General features: G+C 57.3%; 26 protein-coding genes and 1 tRNA gene. 12 read left to right on the plus strand and 15 right to left on the minus strand.

Translation table 11 applies throughout. The features are described 5' to 3' along the window. Positions 1-41: 41 nt before the first annotated feature. Positions 42-896, plus strand: a complete 855-nt coding sequence (locus AC1DZ8_RS18470) for an ATP-dependent DNA ligase (RefSeq protein WP_477309452.1) — start codon at positions 42-44, stop codon at positions 894-896. Positions 897-900: 4 nt separating this feature from the next. Continuing rightward, complete coding sequence (locus tag AC1DZ8_RS18475) at positions 901-1,110, plus strand: hypothetical protein (protein WP_477309442.1); 210 nt, start codon at positions 901-903, stop codon at positions 1,108-1,110. Between the two features lie 240 nt (positions 1,111-1,350). Here AC1DZ8_RS18475 and AC1DZ8_RS18480 read toward each other — a convergent pair whose 3' ends face one another. After that, entirely contained in the window at positions 1,351-1,494 is a 144-nt protein-coding gene (locus AC1DZ8_RS18480; protein WP_477309443.1) for a hypothetical protein, read from the minus strand. After that, the gene (locus tag AC1DZ8_RS18485) at positions 1,494-1,811 is read right to left on the minus strand and encodes a hypothetical protein (protein ID WP_477309444.1); all 318 of its coding nucleotides are present in this window, start codon (positions 1,809-1,811) and stop codon (positions 1,494-1,496) included. The genes AC1DZ8_RS18480 and AC1DZ8_RS18485 overlap by 1 nt, the downstream gene beginning before the upstream one ends. A 115-nt stretch (positions 1,812-1,926) precedes the next feature. Between AC1DZ8_RS18485 and AC1DZ8_RS18490 the strand changes: the two genes are divergently transcribed. Next, entirely contained in the window at positions 1,927-2,133 is a 207-nt protein-coding gene (locus AC1DZ8_RS18490) for a hypothetical protein (RefSeq protein WP_477309445.1), read from the plus strand. Between the two features lie 4 nt (positions 2,134-2,137). Here the strand turns inward: AC1DZ8_RS18490 and AC1DZ8_RS18495 are convergent, their stop codons facing one another. From AC1DZ8_RS18495 to AC1DZ8_RS18510, 4 genes are all read right to left on the minus strand, one after another. Next, positions 2,138-2,362, minus strand: a complete 225-nt coding sequence (locus tag AC1DZ8_RS18495) for a hypothetical protein (RefSeq protein WP_477309446.1) — start codon at positions 2,360-2,362, stop codon at positions 2,138-2,140. Positions 2,363-2,466: 104 nt separating this feature from the next. Continuing rightward, entirely contained in the window at positions 2,467-2,700 is a 234-nt protein-coding gene (locus AC1DZ8_RS18500) for a hypothetical protein (RefSeq protein WP_477309447.1), read from the minus strand. An 18-nt stretch (positions 2,701-2,718) separates the two neighbouring features. After that, positions 2,719-3,006: a hypothetical protein gene (locus AC1DZ8_RS18505; RefSeq protein WP_477309448.1), complete on the minus strand. Its 288-nt coding sequence runs from the start codon at positions 3,004-3,006 to the stop codon at positions 2,719-2,721. 924 nt (positions 3,007-3,930) lie between these two features. Continuing rightward, positions 3,931-4,006: transfer RNA gene (locus tag AC1DZ8_RS18510), tRNA-Gly, on the minus strand. Positions 4,007-4,424: 418 nt separating this feature from the next. On the opposite strand from AC1DZ8_RS18510, the gene AC1DZ8_RS18515 reads away from it, so the two are divergent. Continuing rightward, positions 4,425-5,108, plus strand: a complete 684-nt coding sequence (locus AC1DZ8_RS18515; RefSeq protein ID WP_477309449.1) for an outer membrane protein — start codon at positions 4,425-4,427, stop codon at positions 5,106-5,108. A gap of 651 nt (positions 5,109-5,759) precedes the next feature. On the opposite strand, the gene AC1DZ8_RS18520 is transcribed toward AC1DZ8_RS18515, so the two are convergent. Beyond that, positions 5,760-6,506, minus strand: coding sequence for a Crp/Fnr family transcriptional regulator (locus AC1DZ8_RS18520; protein ID WP_477401367.1), 747 nt, complete (start codon positions 6,504-6,506; stop codon positions 5,760-5,762). A 525-nt stretch (positions 6,507-7,031) separates the two neighbouring features. On the opposite strand from AC1DZ8_RS18520, the gene AC1DZ8_RS18525 reads away from it, so the two are divergent. Further along, positions 7,032-7,289 (plus strand): hypothetical protein, encoded by a 258-nt coding sequence (locus tag AC1DZ8_RS18525; protein ID WP_477311159.1) that lies wholly within the window; start codon positions 7,032-7,034, stop codon positions 7,287-7,289. A gap of 501 nt (positions 7,290-7,790) precedes the next feature. On the opposite strand, the gene AC1DZ8_RS18530 is transcribed toward AC1DZ8_RS18525, so the two are convergent. Beyond that, complete coding sequence (locus tag AC1DZ8_RS18530) at positions 7,791-8,333, minus strand: phosphatase PAP2 family protein (RefSeq protein ID WP_477311161.1); 543 nt, start codon at positions 8,331-8,333, stop codon at positions 7,791-7,793. Between the two features lie 39 nt (positions 8,334-8,372). On the opposite strand from AC1DZ8_RS18530, the gene AC1DZ8_RS18535 reads away from it, so the two are divergent. Then, positions 8,373-8,855, plus strand: coding sequence for a DUF2127 domain-containing protein (locus tag AC1DZ8_RS18535; protein WP_477311163.1), 483 nt, complete (start codon positions 8,373-8,375; stop codon positions 8,853-8,855). An 8-nt stretch (positions 8,856-8,863) separates the two neighbouring features. Here the strand turns inward: AC1DZ8_RS18535 and AC1DZ8_RS18540 are convergent, their stop codons facing one another. Beyond that, on the minus strand, positions 8,864-9,571 hold the full coding sequence (locus AC1DZ8_RS18540) for a phosphatase PAP2 family protein (protein ID WP_477401370.1): 708 nt from the start codon (positions 9,569-9,571) through the stop codon (positions 8,864-8,866). A gap of 244 nt (positions 9,572-9,815) precedes the next feature. On the opposite strand from AC1DZ8_RS18540, the gene AC1DZ8_RS18545 reads away from it, so the two are divergent. Then, positions 9,816-10,463: a response regulator gene (locus AC1DZ8_RS18545; RefSeq protein WP_477311167.1), complete on the plus strand. Its 648-nt coding sequence runs from the start codon at positions 9,816-9,818 to the stop codon at positions 10,461-10,463. Positions 10,464-11,138: 675 nt separating this feature from the next. Beyond that, on the plus strand, positions 11,139-11,432 hold the full coding sequence (locus AC1DZ8_RS18550; protein ID WP_477401372.1) for a hypothetical protein: 294 nt from the start codon (positions 11,139-11,141) through the stop codon (positions 11,430-11,432). Between the two features lie 298 nt (positions 11,433-11,730). On the opposite strand, the gene AC1DZ8_RS18555 is transcribed toward AC1DZ8_RS18550, so the two are convergent. From AC1DZ8_RS18555 to AC1DZ8_RS18565, 3 genes are all read right to left on the minus strand, one after another. After that, a complete protein-coding gene (locus AC1DZ8_RS18555) occupies positions 11,731-12,177 on the minus strand; it encodes a Ros/MucR family transcriptional regulator (protein WP_477311197.1) in 447 nt (148 codons plus the stop codon). Between the two features lie 371 nt (positions 12,178-12,548). Then, on the minus strand, positions 12,549-12,734 hold the full coding sequence (locus AC1DZ8_RS18560) for a hypothetical protein (RefSeq protein WP_477311195.1): 186 nt from the start codon (positions 12,732-12,734) through the stop codon (positions 12,549-12,551). Beyond that, positions 12,727-12,942, minus strand: coding sequence for a hypothetical protein (locus AC1DZ8_RS18565; protein ID WP_477311193.1), 216 nt, complete (start codon positions 12,940-12,942; stop codon positions 12,727-12,729). Before AC1DZ8_RS18565 ends, AC1DZ8_RS18560 begins: the two co-directional genes overlap by 8 nt. Before the next feature lie 664 nt (positions 12,943-13,606). On the opposite strand from AC1DZ8_RS18565, the gene AC1DZ8_RS18570 reads away from it, so the two are divergent. Then, the gene (locus AC1DZ8_RS18570; RefSeq protein WP_477311191.1) at positions 13,607-13,792 is read left to right on the plus strand and encodes a hypothetical protein; all 186 of its coding nucleotides are present in this window, start codon (positions 13,607-13,609) and stop codon (positions 13,790-13,792) included. Positions 13,793-14,208: 416 nt separating this feature from the next. Here AC1DZ8_RS18570 and AC1DZ8_RS18575 read toward each other — a convergent pair whose 3' ends face one another. Beyond that, entirely contained in the window at positions 14,209-14,355 is a 147-nt protein-coding gene (locus AC1DZ8_RS18575) for a hypothetical protein (RefSeq protein ID WP_477311189.1), read from the minus strand. Positions 14,356-14,848: 493 nt separating this feature from the next. Here AC1DZ8_RS18575 and AC1DZ8_RS18580 point away from each other — a divergent pair, with 493 nt between their 5' ends. After that, positions 14,849-15,031 (plus strand): hypothetical protein, encoded by a 183-nt coding sequence (locus tag AC1DZ8_RS18580; protein WP_477401375.1) that lies wholly within the window; start codon positions 14,849-14,851, stop codon positions 15,029-15,031. Positions 15,032-15,083: 52 nt separating this feature from the next. Here AC1DZ8_RS18580 and AC1DZ8_RS18585 read toward each other — a convergent pair whose 3' ends face one another. Continuing rightward, complete coding sequence (locus AC1DZ8_RS18585) at positions 15,084-15,272, minus strand: recombinase family protein (protein WP_477311240.1); 189 nt, start codon at positions 15,270-15,272, stop codon at positions 15,084-15,086. A 273-nt stretch (positions 15,273-15,545) separates the two neighbouring features. Between AC1DZ8_RS18585 and AC1DZ8_RS18590 the strand changes: the two genes are divergently transcribed. Both AC1DZ8_RS18590 and AC1DZ8_RS18595 read left to right on the plus strand, forming a co-directional pair. After that, complete coding sequence (locus AC1DZ8_RS18590; protein ID WP_477311242.1) at positions 15,546-15,797, plus strand: hypothetical protein; 252 nt, start codon at positions 15,546-15,548, stop codon at positions 15,795-15,797. A 22-nt stretch (positions 15,798-15,819) separates the two neighbouring features. Beyond that, entirely contained in the window at positions 15,820-16,614 is a 795-nt protein-coding gene (locus AC1DZ8_RS18595) for a COG4705 family protein (RefSeq protein WP_477311244.1), read from the plus strand. A 350-nt stretch (positions 16,615-16,964) separates the two neighbouring features. On the opposite strand, the gene AC1DZ8_RS18600 is transcribed toward AC1DZ8_RS18595, so the two are convergent. Continuing rightward, positions 16,965-17,144 carry a hypothetical protein gene (locus tag AC1DZ8_RS18600; protein WP_477306998.1) on the minus strand — a complete coding sequence of 60 codons (180 nt, stop codon included), beginning with the start codon at positions 17,142-17,144 and terminating at the stop codon, positions 16,965-16,967. Positions 17,145-17,228 lie beyond the last annotated feature (84 nt).

Here is a 17,228-nt window from a genome sequence, read left to right on the forward strand (position 1 = left end):
TTCAGCACATGCTAATTGAATCGCCGGGTGCGGATGTGTTCATGCGTCTGAAGTTTGTCGAGCCTCTTTTGCCGACCTTGGTGGATAAGCCTCCCAAAGGCGACGAATGGATTCACGAAGTCAAGTTCGACGGCTACCGCTCTCAGATCATCATTGACCACGGCGTGCGCATCTTCACGCGCAACGGCCATGACTGGACGACGAAATATCGCGACCTGGCCGGCGCGGCGAAGCGGCTCGGCGTCGACAACGCCATCATCGACGGCGAAATAGTCGTGCTCAACGAAGCTGGCCTGTCGGACTACCAGGCGTTGCGCAAGGCAATCACCCGACGCCAGCACGACCTCTATTTCGTCGGCTTCGATCTCTTGCACCTCAACGGGCACGATTTGCGGGACATGGAACTTGAGGATCGGCGCGAAATTCTGGAAGGCTTGATCCTGCCCGATGACCGCATCCAGTTCAGTCAGGCGCTGACCGGAGATGCCAAGGCAATCTTCCATTTGATTGAGGAAGCCGGCATCGAGGGCATGGTTTCGAAGCGCCGTGACAGCAAATACCGCAGCGGCCGCTCGACAGCGTGGCTGAAGATCAAGAGCTACATGATCGAAGAATACGAGTTGCTTGGCGTCGAGCGTGAACCAGGCAAGCCGGCCTTCGCGTTGATGGCTGATCGGAAGACTGGGCAATACGTTGGCTCGGCCTTCATCAACTCGCGTGGCGCAATCCGAGATCGGCTATGGAAGCGGGTTCAGGAGCACGCGGGGCCGGCGCCGAAGGGAATGAAGCGGCCGGCGACGCAATGGGTCAAGCCGGGTCTGATCGGACGTGTGAAGCACCTGCGCGGCGAGGAAGACCTCAGGCACGCTTCGCTGCAAGACTTCCGGGAGGAGTAACTCGATGCCTATCAGACGCAAAGCCGTGGATGCCGGCATTTTTGATCCTGCCGAATTGGCCTTGCTGGGGCGAGTTTTTGCGCAGATGAAAACCCCTGACCAATCAGCCGATTCTCAGAGCAGATTGGCCTCTCGGATAATCGCCAACTATATGGCCGGCGTCGCTGACGAAGCCGACCTGATCGCGCTTTCAAGGCAACCTCTGGGCCGCTAATCGATGGCAAAAGGCTGGACTCTCCAATCGCTGATTGATGACAAGATGACGGTGACGGCATACTGCCACACATCCGCTTGTCACCATAGTCAGGCGCTCGACCTCGCCAGGCTTCGCGATCGAGAAGCCGATGTGGCGCGATGTGCTGACTACAAAGGACAAAGCCGAGGCCGAAGCGATGGTAGAAGCGCTCGGCAAGGGCGCCCGGATCGAAGAAATCAGGCCGAAGCCGAAATGGCGCTAGAGCAACAGCGCGCAGGCGCCTAGCGCGGCCATGAGGAAGCAGGCGGCCGCTCCGAGCATGTCGCGCTGCCGGTAGCGCCAGATCGCGCCAGCGAGCATTGAGGCGGTGATTGCCGCGATGTAGAGAGCAACGAAATGCATTATCGACAGGGGTGTTTCAGCCGGTACTCTAGCAATAGGGTCAGCACCTCTTCGGTTTTGTCCCGCCGATGCTTCTCTGCCAACTCGACTTTATCAACGCTGAGCCCCAGCGGCATCGATATCACGAGGTCTATCAGTTGCGGGTCGCACTCGTAGAGGATCGCCCTTGCCAATAGGTCGGCCGGCTCGCAAAGATCCTTAAATTTGGCTATTCCAGCGCTCAGACAGCCTTCAAACGCGTCTCGTTTACTCGTGTCGGCAGTGTCCGCTCCGACCGTTGCCGCCACAGCCAGCAGGCTAAATGCCACTGCCTTCATGTCTTCCTCAACCTTACTCCGGCACCACCACCATTCTCGGGGATGAACTCGACGTCTGGCAAGACGTTCTGCTCGCCTGCAAATCTCGTCCGTATTCAGTTCATCAGGGATGAGCATGCTGATCGAAAAGTCGTCTGCCGGTGGCCCCAGCCTATGGTGTGATCGCGGAAGCCCGAGGAGATCGGCTGATCAGGCTATTAGGGCGGCGGAAAAAGAGGTCATCAGCCTGGAAGAGATCAGCGAAGAAGTCGTAAGCGTGTTCGACGTCATCTTCGATGCGATGCAGAATCGTGCCGGCGGCGGGGGTGGGGCTCGTACATGATCGCCTAGACCAAGACAAAATAGACAACCGGTGCAAGGATCAGGCAGATCGCCATTGCGATAACTATGGCAGTGGCCCGGCGCTCTGCCGGCCGCGAAAGGTTAGCGAAATCATCCTCATTTGCGATCAGGTCAAAGATCGGGGTAGCCACCGGGAGCCGAATGATTGTCGTTTGCGATTCGGGATGCCGCGTTATCGACTTCTGTTTGCGGGACGAGATCTGGTTCACGTTTGCCTCCCTTCGATGATGCCGGATTCGCCATCCCGCCCCGGGCGAAGCGAGCGGGATGGTAGAAAGCGGAAATCGATTTTCGGACGTGACAATTCAAAGACCTACGGCGTCCTTTCCGCGTCCAAATGAGGATGAGACAATCCAGCAATACAACCCTCAAGAAGATTCAGGCGAAATTTGTGCAAACGCAACTTTTGGCCAAGCTCGGCCATCTTGAACATCCCAACAGAACAAGCCGCCTTTTCGGCCACTTCGTGTTGCAGCAAGGCTATCTGCTCTCGCAGTTCGACGGCTTCGGCAAGCCGCTGATCTCTCACCCAGGCCCGACCATGCATGGCCATTCCCCACGATATTCACGCATACCTGCGATTGCCCAACCGCAAATTTGCTGTCGATGACCTGAGCGACGGTTCCGCCGCCTCGCTTCCTTGCTCAGCGGTGGCAAAATTGTTTTGCGTCCGTCGATGCCGCTCGAAAAGTGCGAGTTTGTCTGGATAGCCCATGTGCACCAGGGTGCCGCATCCCGCACATTTGAAACTGGATATTACCTTGAACCAGGAGCCCTTCTTGACGATCGGACGTGAGCAATAGGGACAGTCAAGTTTGAGAACCATATCATTCATGTCATCTGAAATCGGCATTGCGGCCTCCCTTTGCCCCTCCAACTCAGGCTGAAAACGTTTGTTCCGATTGCTTATGGGAGTCAGACTTCAGTCTGTCTGCGGTGGGGCTTTGCTACCCCAGACACGGTGGACTTGTGACGCCCGACCACCGCGCCCAGCAGCTCATCCCGATCAACGAACCGTGTTGAAAGAAGGCAAGCACGGTGAGGGCTAAAACCTGACGGTCTACAGAGCCGAGGCTCAACTTGGCATCTGCGCATACCTGATCGAACACAGACTGGCACAAGGCCAAATCATTCGGTCCCAGGAAGTGGCTTTGCGGAACTCGTAGCATCACACCGCCTCATAAGGGGCGGGGCACAACGAACTCTTCCATCACCGATGCCCACGACCATTGCCGGTGACATCTGCGGAGTCATATTCCGATCAACGGCGATTTCAAACCAATGTACGTTTTTAACGAAGGCCCGAAGAGGAATTGTGAACCCGACATCGGGCGCTAGCGGGGCGCTGTCATGCCTTCGGCAGGTCGTGATGGTTCGTCGCCATGTTGAAAAAATTCCGGCTTTCCTTTTCTGTTCTCATGGCGCACGAACCGATCGACACCCTGGGAAAGGCGACCCGGCACAACATGCTTCCTAAGCTTCAAACGAGACCCGCGATTTTCTTAATTTCAAACTGAGACACTACCCAAGAGAGGGCAGCGCTGGCACGGCAATCCCTGATCGTGCTATAGAGTCTCACCGGCTCCGGGCAAGCCAGCGGAAACGCCGCCGGCAGTACCCTTCGGAGTGGCTGACACACCTAGGGGAACCGGGCTTTCCTGCGAGCGAGCGAACGACGCGGGAACAGTATCCCGATTGAACCTTTGGAAGGTTCGCCGGGCCACAATTAATTGCCCTTCGGCCACTTGAAGCCCTCTGCCTCACGGTCGCGGGCTTTTGGTGCACTCGGCAGGATTCGAACCTGCATCTACCCTGGGAAGGTCCCGCTCTGTCCTAGATTGAGCTACGAGCGCTGCATTGGCAGGCTAAAGGATCAGGGTCGCTCTAACATCATGCAATTGGACGTGGGGCAGGGTGATGATCTGCCACTCCGCCCGCTGCCTCACGGTGGCGGGCTTTCATTTGGCAGTGGGGGCTAGTGGAATTGCCGGGCCCCACTCCGTGACATTGGTTGCGCGAGATGTCGATCGGCGCACCTTATACGGCGTGGATATCGTTCTGACCGATGCTGCCGCCATGGTCCTGCTCTCAATGGCAAGCATGGTCGACGGGCTGACGGAAGTCGAAGGTATGATCCGGGGGTACTGGCGACCCCAGAGGAATAGGCTTCAATTCCACACGCCCAAAAGAATCTCAAGTGTTGCGCGAATGAGACGATAAATTTAGCTTCTGCTGATACAAAGCTCTTTCGGTTTGAAGCGGGGATCAAGGATGGGCCGTCTTACTTTCGCAATTGCAGCTATCTTTGCGCTAATGGCCGGTCAGGCATTTGCCGCAGATGCGGTAGAGATTATTCCGGAAAGCAGCGCCATCAACTGGTCAGGAGCCTATATCGGCGCCGTCGCCGGATATGGTTGGAACAGCGACCACTACGATTTTGGCCCACCCGGTGTCGATGTTGATTCGGATGGCTTCGTTGGGGGCCTGACCGCAGGTTACAATTGGCAGCGGGGCCAGATCGTTTTCGGCGTTGAGGGTGACGTGTCATACGCCAATATTCACGGTAGCGCCCTTGAGGTTCCGTTTGTGCCGCCATGCGGCAACGAGGGCTGTACAGCCGATATCGATTGGTACGGAACGGGGCGTGTGCGTGTTGGCTATGCCTTCGAGAATTTCCTCCCCTATCTCACGGGCGGCTTTGCTGTCGGTAAGGTCAAAGGCACGGCTGACCTGGGAGCCTGCGGCTTTACGGCAACTTGCGGTTATGACGAGACCAGGTGGGGCTGGGCGGCCGGCGCAGGACTTGAATGGGCGCTGAACCAGCAGCTGTCCTTCAAGGCAGAGTACATGCACGTCGACTTGGGCTCTCCCGATTTCAACACGCCTGCTTCTGTCCCATCGACCGACAATATCGACTTCGACACGGTCCGGCTGGGCGTCAACTATCACTTCTGAGGCTCTAACGCCTTTCCGTCGTCGGTTTAATCTGCAAGGGGAACATCTCAGTGAAGAAGATCTATTCGAGGCCAACGTTGGCGAAGCGCGGCAGGCTATCGGTTGTGACCGCCTCCCCTCGATCCTCCTCCCCCGGCCCCGTGGCAACATAAGTTCTGTCGCATCATTTTCTGAAGCCGCCCGGTTCAGCCGAGCGGCTTCGCTTTTTTCACTTGAACATTCCTGTACCGCTCAGCGTCGCGAGATCAACAGGCAGAGTTCCCGAAGGTCTCGATCGTAGGTGCCAGAGCTGCTAAGCACGTCGGCACAGCGCTTCTCCATGCGACTGATCTGGCTGCGCGACATGTCGGCAACAACACCCGGAAGTCCAGTTGTGCCAGGAACGCCCGGTGTACCAAGGGTACCAGACGTGCCAGGCACGCCGCCAATGCCGACACCGACACCAGCCCCGACGCCCCGCCGACGGTCGCGCCCAACCCGGCGGGCTTTTTTTGTTTGCCTCATGGAACAGGGTAAAACCCGAAGTTAGGTAGGGGCAGCGGTGCGGCGCATCCTCCCGCTGCCGACTGGTCCCGTAAGACAGTCGGGCCCGCGCATCCGTCACCAGAGGCGCGGGCCGCTTCGAGCGGCAAAAGTCTCACTCGCAGGCTGCTAACCGACTGGGACTGGCGTTACATCCAGATAGAGTGGGTCTCGCAGGTTTAGGTATCCGGGATCGAAGTCTGCCACCCCGCATAGGGCGTCCCAGTTCAGAATGACAAGCCGGCCTCCTCTATGCTCCAAAAGACCGTCAGCACGCAGTTTCTTCAGCATGCGATTTACGTGAACTACGCTCGCGCCGATTGTCTCGCCGATCTGAACTTGAGTGAGCGGTAACGGATAAGATTTATCTCTTACCAGCCCCATGACCGTCATGCGCACGTAAAGCTCACAGGCGAGGTGGGCTAACCTGCCCATCACATCCTGCCCTCCCAATACCTTGACCCAGGCGCGTGCGACCGCCGCGTCTACTAAACTTTCCCGCCAAAATAGATTTGCCAGGCGAGGTGATTTCCGCACAACCTCGAGAATGTTGCGGTGTGAAATCAAAGCAATCTTGCTTCTGCCGATCGACGCAAGTGTGTGATCCATGATCCTTAGATGCAAGCCTTGGAGATCGGGTATATCGCCGGGGACATGGATTGAGAGGGTTTGCAGGGTGCCATTGCTCAAAACGCTGTAGCGTCGCAGGAGCCCCTCAACCACCAAGCAACAGTGGCTGGGTTCGTGCCCTTCCTGCGCAATCTGCTCACCGGGCTGCAACTGCTTACCCACAAGCACCATCGCTTCGACGCTCTCGCGATCATCTGATGAAAGACGACCTAGGCTTTCGAGCTTTCGGATCAGCGGTGTCGTCAAATCGGACATCGCTAACCATTAGCATTTTGTGATCATCTAACAACGGGCTTTGCCGCTCGCTTCCTGTCCACTGGGGCGGGCCGAGGACGCGCGGGACGCGTTAGCGGCATGGGACAGCAAGGCGTCCCGACCCTGCAGGCCCGCCAGCGCGCGTCTTCGCCGACCGCTACTTAAGAATGAAATACAACGGCATAAGGATCGCGAATCCCGCGACCGCGGTCAAAAACAGGTCTGTGGTCATGAGCCCCCGCTCGGATTTCCATGACCACCGACACAACTAATTTAGCTGATATGCAAGTAACAACTCTGCTCTGGTCATTCTTTTGCGCATATTGGGGTTGGGAATGGCCCGTGCGACCCGGGGCTCTCGTTTTGGGGGTACAGGCCGCACCGGCCACCGCGGGTGATTGGATCTCCCTCCCCGCACTGCCGAACGTGTTTACATATTAGGAATTGCGCAACTAACCCTATCGGCCTACCCAGCCGGTGGGGGAGGGATGACGTAAAATGGGAGAGCGCGAACCTATGGACGAGCATTTGCAGGGCAGGATTATTGCCCTCGAACTTTTCATGCTGTCGGAACTCGTGGCTTTATCGCTGAGCCAAAAAGACCCTGTCAGCTCCCTTCTAGCGCTGAAGACAGCTTTGCTTGCCGACTTACATACATCCGGGCCCATCGATGAATATAGCCAGAGCGTGTTGAACGAAGCCAAGGAAGCTCTAGTCCATACCTTCGAACAGGCAGCAGTGCGATTGGAGCAGGCCGGCGCCCGCAGGCAATGAGAGGAAGCCGCCTTGATGGCGAAATCGGGTCGGCTGGCGTCTAGATTGAAACCAGGAATCTGTGAATTCCCGCCCTGATGCTCGGCCGCCGGTCGGGCCTTTTCCTTCAAAATCCCTCATCCATTCGGCCGATGTGCCAGACAAAGTAAGGCCCCAAGTTGCATGTGATCCTCTCCGGGTCGCCACCGAACAGCAATTTGCCGGTCCCTAAATGGACCTCTAGGAGGTCCGCCTCCGCCTACCTGCGAGGCGGGATCTGGTAGCAGCGCGAGGGTAAGGCAATGCCGAGCGGGGTTTTAATTCCGGTTACCGTGACAATCGACGGGGTCAAGAAGACATTCCCGTCGCTCACAGATTTGGCACTCCATGTAGGTTCAAATCGGAGTGCGCCGATTACCTGGCGTAGTCGCAACCCCGACCGACCAATTCAGGACTGGGTGGATAAGCAACTCGTGCGCAGAGCGTCGACGACACGACGCTGAAGCAGTAGTAGCACTTTCTCTAAAGAATTCTGGTCACCAGCTTGTCCAGCCGGGAGTTCTCGCGGTAGGCCAATCGCACCACAGCGACCCCCAATACCCCAGTGATGGCGCCGCCGACTACGTCGGTCAGGTAGTGGGTGCCGATGTAAATTCTCGACCAGCAAATCAGGAATGCCATGATCATGAATGCCACCGTTCGGCGCGGCAGAGCTTGCATCGCAAATGCCGCAACAATCGCAATGGATGCGGTCGCGTGATCGGAAGGAAACGACCAGTCAGCGCTGGGCGCGATCAACAGATGCGTCACGCCGGCATCGTAGGGTCGGATTCTGTGCACGAACAGAAGGATGAACTGGTTGATCGCCAGCCCGAGCAAGAACGCCAGACCGGCTGACAGGGCCGCGTGACGAACATGGTAGCGCTCGGCCTTCACCCACCATTGCAGAGCCACAGCCAACACCATGAGCGGGACGCCAATTTGCGAGACGCCGACCATTGCCCGGTCAAGCACGGGGTGGACCCCGGCTGCGGCGTTGATCCAGTGGGTGAGAGTTGCATCCATTCGTTCTTGCTCCCGTTACTGTGGATCGCGAGGTGATCTATGAGAGCAGTCGACGAACGCCGTATCCATCAGATTTTTGAAGTCAGCGTCTGGCTCAAGGGCGCGCATGCCCTAATCGAATGTCTCGGCGGGGTCCTGCTCTACTTCGTCACCACGGGTGAGATTGCGTCGTGGGTAAATGCCTTCACCCAGGATGAATTGATCGAAGATCCGAACGATTTCATAGCAGGCCATCTGTCGCAGATGGCAAGCCATTTTTCGGTCGCAAGTAAAGAGTTCTACGCCTTCTATTTGCTCAGCCACGGTCTGATAAAGCTGCTCCTGGTTATAGGCCTTTTGCGGGGCAAACTGTGGTCGTATCCGGCCTCCCTCGTCGCACTGGGCGCATTTATGGCCTACCAGGTCTACCGCTATTCCTACACCCACTCTCCGGGCCTGCTGGTACTGACGGTCTTCGATGGAGTCGTCATGCTGTTGATCTGGCACGAATGGGGTGTAATGCGGCGTCACAAGCCCGCATAACGGCCGAGTTATTGGCTTCGCCCCTGTTCAATCCGCTGGACCGCAGACCAGCACAGAATGGCCCAGGCGGAACCGACGCACCAACCCGCAAGAACATCGGTGGGGTAGTGGACGCCGAGATAGACCCGGCTCAATCCGACCATGACCGTCAGAAACACCGCAAGCGAAACGAAATACGCTTTGACGCGGGGATCGGGGTTCGCCTTGGCCAGCAACGCTCCAAGGGTCAGGAAAGTGACGGCGGAAAGCATGGCGTGCCCGCTCGGAAAGCTGGCTGTAAAGACCCTTGTCGTGTGGATGAGATCGGGCCTCGGGCGATCAAAGGCGATCTTCAGAACGGTGCTGATGGCTTCCCCGCCAGCCACGGCGGCCGCAACAAGCACGGCGTATCTCCGCTTTCCTGCCATCAGCAGATAGCCCACTGCGGCCACCGAAACGAAGCCAAGGAAAGCAAAGCTGCCAAGAGACGTGACGTCGCGTCCCATTTCCTCCAGCCAGGGCGGACCAATCGGGTTCGTCGGATCATTGGCGCTGCGGAACGCCATAAGCACGGCCCGGTCGAAGCCGCTCGTGTCGCCCTCGATAACTTCTTCCGCCAAAAGACCGAAGCCAAGGACGAGGCCGCCCGCAACAAGCAGGGAGACGATCAGCCACATGGCGTCGCTGCGAAAGCCCTGCAGAAACCCGCCTGTCGTGCGAGGTAATTTGACCGCCATATGGTCTGGACCTTTCGGGAGCACAGCCGAAATCCGCGCCGAATGAGGAACGATATCTTGACGGTAATGAGGTTAGCCACAACAAACAAACTGATTGCCCAAATGTTGCGTGGCTAGGCCCTTTGCGCTCAGGCCCCGTCCCTAAGTCTCAACATATGTCGTGCTAGAGCGCTCACATCGTGGCCTCATCGAAAGAGCAACGTGATTGGAGCGCGTTGGGGCCCTGGTGATATAGACAGCAATCGTGACCCGCGCCATCCGCATTGCTATTGTCGACGACCATCCGTTGTTTCGCGAGGGCGTAGCGCGCAGCCTTGGTGAGATCGGCGGTTTCGAAGTGGTCGGCGAAGGCGCCAGCGCTGAGGATGCCGAAAGGCTGGTCGCGGCCATGCGGCCCGACATCGTGCTGCTCGACATCAGCATGCCGGGCGGCGGGCTCCACGCCGCGGTAAGCATCTTGGCCAAAGATCTTGGCCAGAAGGTCGTCATGCTGACCGTGTCGGAAGCCAACGCCGACGTTGCCCAGGCGCTCAATGCCGGCGCGCGCGGCTATGTGCTGAAAGGCGTCGGTTCGAAGGCGCTGGCTGAAATCCTCAGCAATGTCGCGGCTGGCGAAAGCTATGTCGCGCCGACACTGTCGGCCAGGCTCTTGTCGGACCTGTTGCAACCAACCAGAGCCGACCGGTTCAAGCAGCTCACCGACCGCGAGGCAGAGATCCTGTACCTGGTGGCGGAAGGCATGAGCAACAAGGAAGTCGCCAAACGGCTTTCACTGCAGGAGAAGACGGTCAAGCATCACATGACACGAGTTCTGCACAAGCTCAATGTGCGCAACCGCACCGAGGCAGCGCTGCTGACACGCGAGGCGCGTGAGCGCGACACGCGATTCTAACGGAACATTAGCAAGATCTAAAAGTTTGATGCGAGCGGCAACAGATGTGTTTTAACCCATCTTTGCCGAAGATCGGGAATGCACCACCTGATCGGCCCGCGCTCTCCGCCACGAGGCGCGGGCTTCACGCACACAGGAGACCCAATGCTGACTGGCGAAAAATCTTGACGGCCTAACAAAGCCGAAGCGCACTGCTTGAGCAGGCGTTTGGGGTTCTTGACCTTGACGCTCTGCGGAAGGCTTTCCGCGAGTTCGCTCACGAGCGTGCGATCAAATTGTCAGTCGGCTGGAACCTCTCGGCCCCGACGAAATTCTCTCGCTGCACTGGCCCATTCAGTGCACTCCGAAAGAACTTGCCCGCTGGCTCCGGCTAGCGGGCTTTTTTATGCCCTCCGGAACATCGGAACGACTGGCCAGTTGCCACTGTGCAGTGGGTTTCACCCTGTTGATTTTATCTCCAAGGCCACTGCGGATCGTACTTTCCTGTACGGTCGGAGCCCGCTGCCGCGCTATGAGCTCCAGGCAGCGGGCTTTTTGCACACATCGTCCATTTAGAATTTGAGACGGCCTCGGACGGGAGGTCTTTATACCTTTGTCGCGACGAAACTTTTCTAAGTTTATGGCGTTGAGGAGATGGGCGTTCTAAAACAGCATGCCCATCAGGAGGAATTTTCCATGACTTTCAAGATGATCACTATGAGCGCGGTGGCGCTCGCGATGATTACTGGCTCGGCTCTTGCCGGCAATAACACAGGTACATCGGCTCTGGATGATCCGGCGAAGATGTCTCCGTTCTTCACCGATGCCGGCATGAAGACGATGAAATCCGAGGCTGAGATCAAGGCTGCATGGATCGCGATGTCGGAAGAAGACCGCGCTGGCATGATGAAGGAATGCGGCGACGAGGCTATTGCCAAGCTGCACGACAATTTCTGCAAAACGACCAAGCAGCTAGGCGGCGCCAACTAGTAACAAGAGATAGCTCGCTGACTTCAGTTGGCGGGCTATCGACTTTGCCGCGGCCAAATGATCGACCCTAACAAAACAACGCTTGAACGCGCGTTCGAACTCGCCAGGTCCGGCAAATGTCGAACCGTGGGTGACATTCGGGCAAAGGTTCAGGCAGAAGGTTATGATCCGAGGCAGCTAGAAGGAAGGAGCCTCCACCGCCAACTAAGTGACATCATCCAAAGCGCTAACAATGCACGGTGTTCATCTGCTGCCAAGATAGTATGATCAAAAATTGAAGGGGCCCTTAGGCGCCGCTTTAAGCCTTCGCTTTGCGCTTAGCTGACACCTTCTCCAGCGGCGCAACTTTGCGGCCAAGACCTGAGGCTTTTGCCAATTCAGACCGCTTAGCAGCGTAGCTGGGAGCGACCATGGGATAGTCGCGAGCCAAGCCCCATTTCTCGCGGTAATCGTCGGGCGTCATACCAAGTAGGCCGAGATGCCGTTTCATCGACTTAAATTTCCGGCCGTCTTCCAGGCTAACGATATAATCAGGGAATACCGACTTCTTCGGATTGACGGCGGGTGCTTTCGTCTCGGCCGGCGCAGCAACTTGGCCGTCCAATCCTGACAGTGACGCGTGAACCGACGCAATGAGTTCCGCCAAGCCGGCTGCGGGCACGGGATTGTTCGCTACGTACGCGGAAACAACGTCGGCGGTGAGCTCGGCTAGTTCGGCAGCGTGGTTGTGGGCTTCGTCGCTCATATAGATCCTTTCTACAGTTGAAGACCTTCTACGAGAGCAACCTCAAGCGCGCAACCTGATTATTCCATGGCGAGCAGAGCGAGTTGCCCTGTCGACGAGAGTCCGCTAGCTGGAATCGGCTGGCGGACTTCCTAGGTTTGGTAGAGCGTCATTTGAAGTAGGCCTTTAGTCATGTACGAGCTACTTGGCAATGACTCGCGGGACGAAGATGGACAAGCGACAAAACACAAATAATATTGAGTTGGTCGGTCTTCTAGCCGTTCCTTTGCCACTTCTCATCACCGTGCTCCCGGCTGGAATGATCCTTTGTTTAAAATTCGTTTTGTAAGGCGCTAAGGGCTGGACGTTCCAGTCGCCGATCGCGACGAGGCTTAGGTTTTATCTCTTCCCCACTGCCTCTTCCGGATCGCAACCGCCTCCAGAAAAGCCTTGGCAGCGGCATCGCACGCCATGCGTGAAGGTCCATTTGCAGCGAGGATGATCTTTGCCGCTTGCGGTGTGAGGCTATGCTTCTCGGCGAAAAATACGAGTTCATACTCGTGTTCGGTGTTATCCATTCTGTCCCTTCTGTTGCCCGATGATCCGATTGATCAGGCTCTCCTCAGGTTCGCAGTCGCCCGTCAGCTCGCGGATCAAATCCTTGACGTGCTGAAACCAGTGACGCTCTGCGACAAGGCCCTCAGTTATCGAAGCTTTGAAGGCGTCGCAAAGGATGGCGAAGTCGTGAGAGGAAATGAATGTGCGTGGGGGTTTGTTGTCTTGCATCGTGGGCTCCCGGCAGGGCGGGAGTACGATGTACGCTCTCAAGCGCCGGCGCCCGTTTAGTGGCCAGCGACAAAAGCAGGCTAGGCCGTTTGCAGCAGCTTAGCGAGTCAATTCGCGCCAAGCTGCAAGGTGCTAGCCCCGTCGCCTTTTTGCCGCAGGCATTTTGGAGCGTCCTGGACGTGGCAGAAGCGACTGAAGTCTGACTCGCACACGCATTGTACCCTCACGAGCAACCAACGCTCCATGCCTAGGTTGGGAAGCACAAGGGAGCCCCGCCAATGCCCATCTCAGACGAAATGCGTGACGTAAATATGAAATTCGAATGCCCGTATTGCTCTCTTCCAGTCGTCCATAGAGGAACCTGGTTCAAAGTGATGGCCAGTTTCAAGTGCGCAGGGTGTGGCGCCAAGGTTCGAATTGGCTATCAGGACAAGCTCGCTCTTTTTGAACGGAATCGGCAGGGGCAAAACGGAACGCTGGTCAGGCATAATGTCTGAGATTCACTGCGATCGCTGATTGACGCTATGCGCTGCAATCCATGACCAGCGTCTGGGTCGCTTTCTGTTTCGTCGGCATCGTGATGGCACTGGTGGTGTTATGGTCGATGAGATTGTAGCGGCTGGACGATCCCGGCTTAACCGTGAAAGAAAGGACCCAGCGAATAATGGCCTTTACTGTCATCTGGTATGGAAGACAGGGCATTGTCGACAAGGAAATGTTCGATGCCGAGAAGGTGGCAAGGGAACACGCGATCGCGATGTTTCAGACCCGGAAGGGCGATGATGGAATCGTGTCCGTTGAAGTTCGCAAGGAAAGCGGCGCTGTCGTTTTTAGCCATGCGGAGAATTAAAGGTTGGCCGCCAACAGCGCGATACGTCTCGCACTGGAACGTAAGTGGTCGACAAAGGTTTGTGCTGACGGCAGGCGAAGTTCCCTCAAATTAGCCTGCCGCAGGTCCAGCCCAAAAGCGGGATCGACCCGCCGCTGCCGTCGTTTGCGACTCGGGATGCCGCGTTACCGACTTCTGGTTTGCGGGACGAGATCTGGTTCACGTTTGCCTTCGATGATGCCGGCTTCGCCGTCCCGCCCCGGCGAAGCGGAGCGGGATGGTAGAAGCGGAAATCGATTTTCGGACGCGACAATTCAAAAACCTATAGCGTCCTTTTCGCGTCCAAATGGACTCGCGGCGCTACGGTTTAATGTTCTTTCGCTCATCGTATCCGCAACGAAGGAGACAGCAATCAGGTCATCGGCATTGAACCGCAGTTAACCTGCATCGCATCCCATCAAAGCAGCTACTTTTTGGAAGGCTTTCAGATCGTTCTCGGTAACATTGGCGCTTCGCATTTTTGTTTCGAGCTCGTCGATGCGTACCCGTAGAGTCTGAGACGTTCCAATTTCACCTTTGGACATTGTTGTCTCCTCCTGACGTAGTTCGCTCCCCGCCTAGCCACGATCCAACCCACTTTAGCTAGGCGCGCAATCAAGGGTTCTGACGTTCGTTAGCAAAGTCTTAAGCAAGGCGGCGACGTGCGAAGTGTTTCGAAAAGATACGCTAATGCGGCATGCAGCTTGCTTCCTCGACCCAAGGAGGCAAAACACATGGTACTTTCACGAGATCGGGACGACGACGATATGATCGTCCAATGCCCTAACTGCAAGCGAATGATGATCCGGAAAGGTCGCCTGATAAAAAGCTCCAAGTCTATGACATGTGAGGCTTGTGGGAATGAGATCCGCCTGTCTTATTCTTATAAAATGGCGATCTTTGAACACCGCAGGCCACCATCATAGACCAGTCGCGCCGTCATCGCTGGGAAGCAATGGCAACGGCGCCCCGTGCCGGCCATCAGAGGGAAGCGGCAGCTCCGATCAGCTCCCTCAGCGTAAGCTTTGGGGATTCAGCATGGCTCCGCACGGACAGCATGCCGTTGAAATTGTCGAAGGCAATACGTGGTCGGTTCGCGTGACCTTCAATGGCCTCACGAAAACCGTTCCCTTCACAACTGAAAGCTACGCACGCTCCTATGCTGACGGGCAGGCGTTTCGGCTTGGTGTTGAGGTGGTCAAGGCTAGGAAGTACGCCTAATGCCTTCAGCTGAAAGCAGGAGCACCCGCTTTGGCTTCATTTTTCCCGCCTATCAAAGCCCATCTACAGAGCGCGCCAGAATGTTTCGGACGTTCGAGACCTGCCACTTTCCGCCGCGGGCTGTTCGAACGCCTCGGTTGTTCAAGGCAGTCGCAACCCCGCGCAAGCTGATGATGCCGCAGCGACGGATGGACTCGATGACCGGAAGGACGGTCTCGGCGAAACGATCGGCCGCCTCCACCGAGATCTGTCGCCCCTTGGCGGCTGCCTGATCGGAATTAGCTTTCGTTTTCGATCACCGAAAGACGGGAAAGGAAATAATCTTCAGGGCAGGCGTCGAGAACCGCCATACGACCTGATTGCGAACCGGTGATGTTCAGACGTTCTTTCATTCTTACGAAAATGTAAGCTGCCAGACAGCTGCCGGTGAAGTCGCGTCCCTATGGTCACTGTTGCCGGCCGTCCTGGCCGGCGCTTGTTCGCCGGAGGACCGGCCCCAACAGGAAAACCGCCCATGAACAGACTGGTTCTCGCCTTCGCAGCATTTGCCATCGCCACCCCGATTGCATCCGCCTCCGCCGCGCCGGCGCCTTGCGAAGAGACGCTCAAGACCCTGCGCGCCGCGGAAGTCGACGCCAAACTCAGCGATACGGACAAGGCGAAGCTTTCCGAGCTGGAGACCAAGGGCATTGAGCGCTGCAACGCCGACGACGACAAGCGCGCCGACGACTTCTTCGCCCAGGCCATGAAAATCCTGGCCAAGTAAGCCCGCAACGACAGGACAAGCCATGCTGCCGCCAGCCACCCAAACTGCCGCGCCTGCTCTTAACCGGGTTCCCGATGTCACCGTCGATTTCTGGCTGATCAAGCTGATGGCGGTGACCATGGGCGAGACGGCGGCCGACTATCTCGCCGTCAATCTCGGCCTCGGGCTCACCGTCACATCGCTGATCATGGCCGGCATCCTGGTTGTCGCCCTCGTCCTGCAGTTTGCGCAGAAACGCTACGTGCCGTGGGCTTACTGGCTGGCGGTGGTGCTGATCAGCATCGTCGGCACGCTGGTCACCGACAACCTCGTCGACAATTTCGGCGTGCGGCTTGAAACAACGACCATCGCCTTCAGCATCGCGCTCGCCGCGACATTTTCGGTCTGGTACGCCAGCGAAAGGACGCTGTCGATCCACACCATCTTCACCACCCGGCGTGAGTTCTTCTACTGGCTGGCGATCCTGTTCACTTTTTCGCTCGGCACCGCGGCCGGCGACCTCGTGGCGGAAAGCTTCGACATCGGCTACCTCACCACGGGCCTGTTGTTTGGCAGCGTCATCGCGCTCATCGCCTTTGCTTATTATGTCCTCTGGCTGGACGGAATCCTTGCCTTCTGGCTCGCCTATATCCTGACGCGGCCGCTTGGCGCCTCGTTCGGCGACCTGTTGTCGCAACCGGTCGAATATGGCGGACTCGGCTTCGGCACCACCTTCACCAGCATCCTCTTCCTTGGCTGCATCGTCGCCCTTGTTCTCTACATGACGCTGAAGAGGGACGTCGACCAGGCGGACCCACTCCTGCAAGAGTTGGAATGAGCGCCAGCAGTGGTGCAAGTCGGCTGAGCGTGGCGGAGAGGACACTGCGGCTGCCGCCATTCTAGGAACGGGTCGCCGCCGGTGATAGCCTGCTACCTTGAAATGTCGGCAACAGACCGGAACAGAGATGCGCCTTCTCCTTGTTGAGGACGACCCACGGACGGCCGACGTCGCGCTCACCCATAAAGTGTTCTTGCGCGGGGAACTCCTTCTTCGGGAAGAAATCGCTAGAGTATTGCGGCGGCGGGTGGACCCTTGAACATACGCTCCAGACGCATGACTTCCGCGTCGGCGTCGCAATGAAATTCTAGCGTTTGGCGTATCCCATCGTCCAAAAGTACAAATAGCGATCAGTTTTCCTCTCGGAAGTCCTGCAGCGAAGCATGGCGCAAATCCTCCTCGCCGCGCAGGTGCTTCACGCGGCCGATCAGACCCGGCTTGACCCATTGTGTCGGCGGCCGCTTCATACCCTTCGGCGCTGGTCCCGGGTGCTCCTGCACGCGCTTCCACAGGCGGGCTTCTGTCGCCAAGTTTATTGCCAGTCAAAATGAAATTTCATTGCCCCAACTGTGACACTCCCGTAGAAAAGATGGCCTGGTTTCAGGCAATCACAT

It is taken from the genome of Mesorhizobium sp. P2_F7, assembly GCF_056403695.1.

Bases quoted from the DNA above. Each gene is read 5' to 3' on its own strand.
- AC1DZ8_RS18470 (WP_477309452.1), top strand. From the start codon at position 42: ATGCGTCTGAAGTTTGTCGAGCCTCTTTTGCCGACCTTGGTGGATAAG.
- AC1DZ8_RS18535 (WP_477311163.1), top strand. From the start codon at position 8,373: ATGAGAGCAGTCGACGAACGCCGTATCCATCAGATTTTTGAAGTCAGC.
- AC1DZ8_RS18570 (WP_477311191.1), top strand. From the start codon at position 13,607: ATGGCCTTTACTGTCATCTGGTATGGAAGACAGGGCATTGTCGACAAG.
- AC1DZ8_RS18525 (WP_477311159.1), top strand. From the start codon at position 7,032: ATGGACGAGCATTTGCAGGGCAGGATTATTGCCCTCGAACTTTTCATG.
- AC1DZ8_RS18595 (WP_477311244.1), top strand. From the start codon at position 15,820: ATGCTGCCGCCAGCCACCCAAACTGCCGCGCCTGCTCTTAACCGGGTT.
- AC1DZ8_RS18500 (WP_477309447.1), bottom strand. From the start codon at position 2,700: ATGCATGGTCGGGCCTGGGTGAGAGATCAGCGGCTTGCCGAAGCCGTC.
- AC1DZ8_RS18555 (WP_477311197.1), bottom strand. From the start codon at position 12,177: ATGAGCGACGAAGCCCACAACCACGCTGCCGAACTAGCCGAGCTCACC.
- AC1DZ8_RS18530 (WP_477311161.1), bottom strand. From the start codon at position 8,333: ATGGATGCAACTCTCACCCACTGGATCAACGCCGCAGCCGGGGTCCAC.
- AC1DZ8_RS18540 (WP_477401370.1), bottom strand. From the start codon at position 9,571: ATGGCGGTCAAATTACCTCGCACGACAGGCGGGTTTCTGCAGGGCTTT.
- AC1DZ8_RS18480 (WP_477309443.1), bottom strand. From the start codon at position 1,494: ATGCATTTCGTTGCTCTCTACATCGCGGCAATCACCGCCTCAATGCTC.
- AC1DZ8_RS18560 (WP_477311195.1), bottom strand. From the start codon at position 12,734: ATGGATAACACCGAACACGAGTATGAACTCGTATTTTTCGCCGAGAAG.
- AC1DZ8_RS18505 (WP_477309448.1), bottom strand. From the start codon at position 3,006: ATGCCGATTTCAGATGACATGAATGATATGGTTCTCAAACTTGACTGT.
- AC1DZ8_RS18475 (WP_477309442.1), top strand. From the start codon at position 901: ATGCCTATCAGACGCAAAGCCGTGGATGCCGGCATTTTTGATCCTGCC.
- AC1DZ8_RS18565 (WP_477311193.1), bottom strand. From the start codon at position 12,942: ATGCAAGACAACAAACCCCCACGCACATTCATTTCCTCTCACGACTTC.
- AC1DZ8_RS18490 (WP_477309445.1), top strand. From the start codon at position 1,927: ATGCTGATCGAAAAGTCGTCTGCCGGTGGCCCCAGCCTATGGTGTGAT.
- AC1DZ8_RS18485 (WP_477309444.1), bottom strand. From the start codon at position 1,811: ATGAAGGCAGTGGCATTTAGCCTGCTGGCTGTGGCGGCAACGGTCGGA.
- AC1DZ8_RS18575 (WP_477311189.1), bottom strand. From the start codon at position 14,355: ATGTCCAAAGGTGAAATTGGAACGTCTCAGACTCTACGGGTACGCATC.
- AC1DZ8_RS18580 (WP_477401375.1), top strand. From the start codon at position 14,849: ATGGCTCCGCACGGACAGCATGCCGTTGAAATTGTCGAAGGCAATACG.
- AC1DZ8_RS18550 (WP_477401372.1), top strand. From the start codon at position 11,139: ATGACTTTCAAGATGATCACTATGAGCGCGGTGGCGCTCGCGATGATT.
- AC1DZ8_RS18590 (WP_477311242.1), top strand. From the start codon at position 15,546: ATGAACAGACTGGTTCTCGCCTTCGCAGCATTTGCCATCGCCACCCCG.
- AC1DZ8_RS18515 (WP_477309449.1), top strand. From the start codon at position 4,425: ATGGGCCGTCTTACTTTCGCAATTGCAGCTATCTTTGCGCTAATGGCC.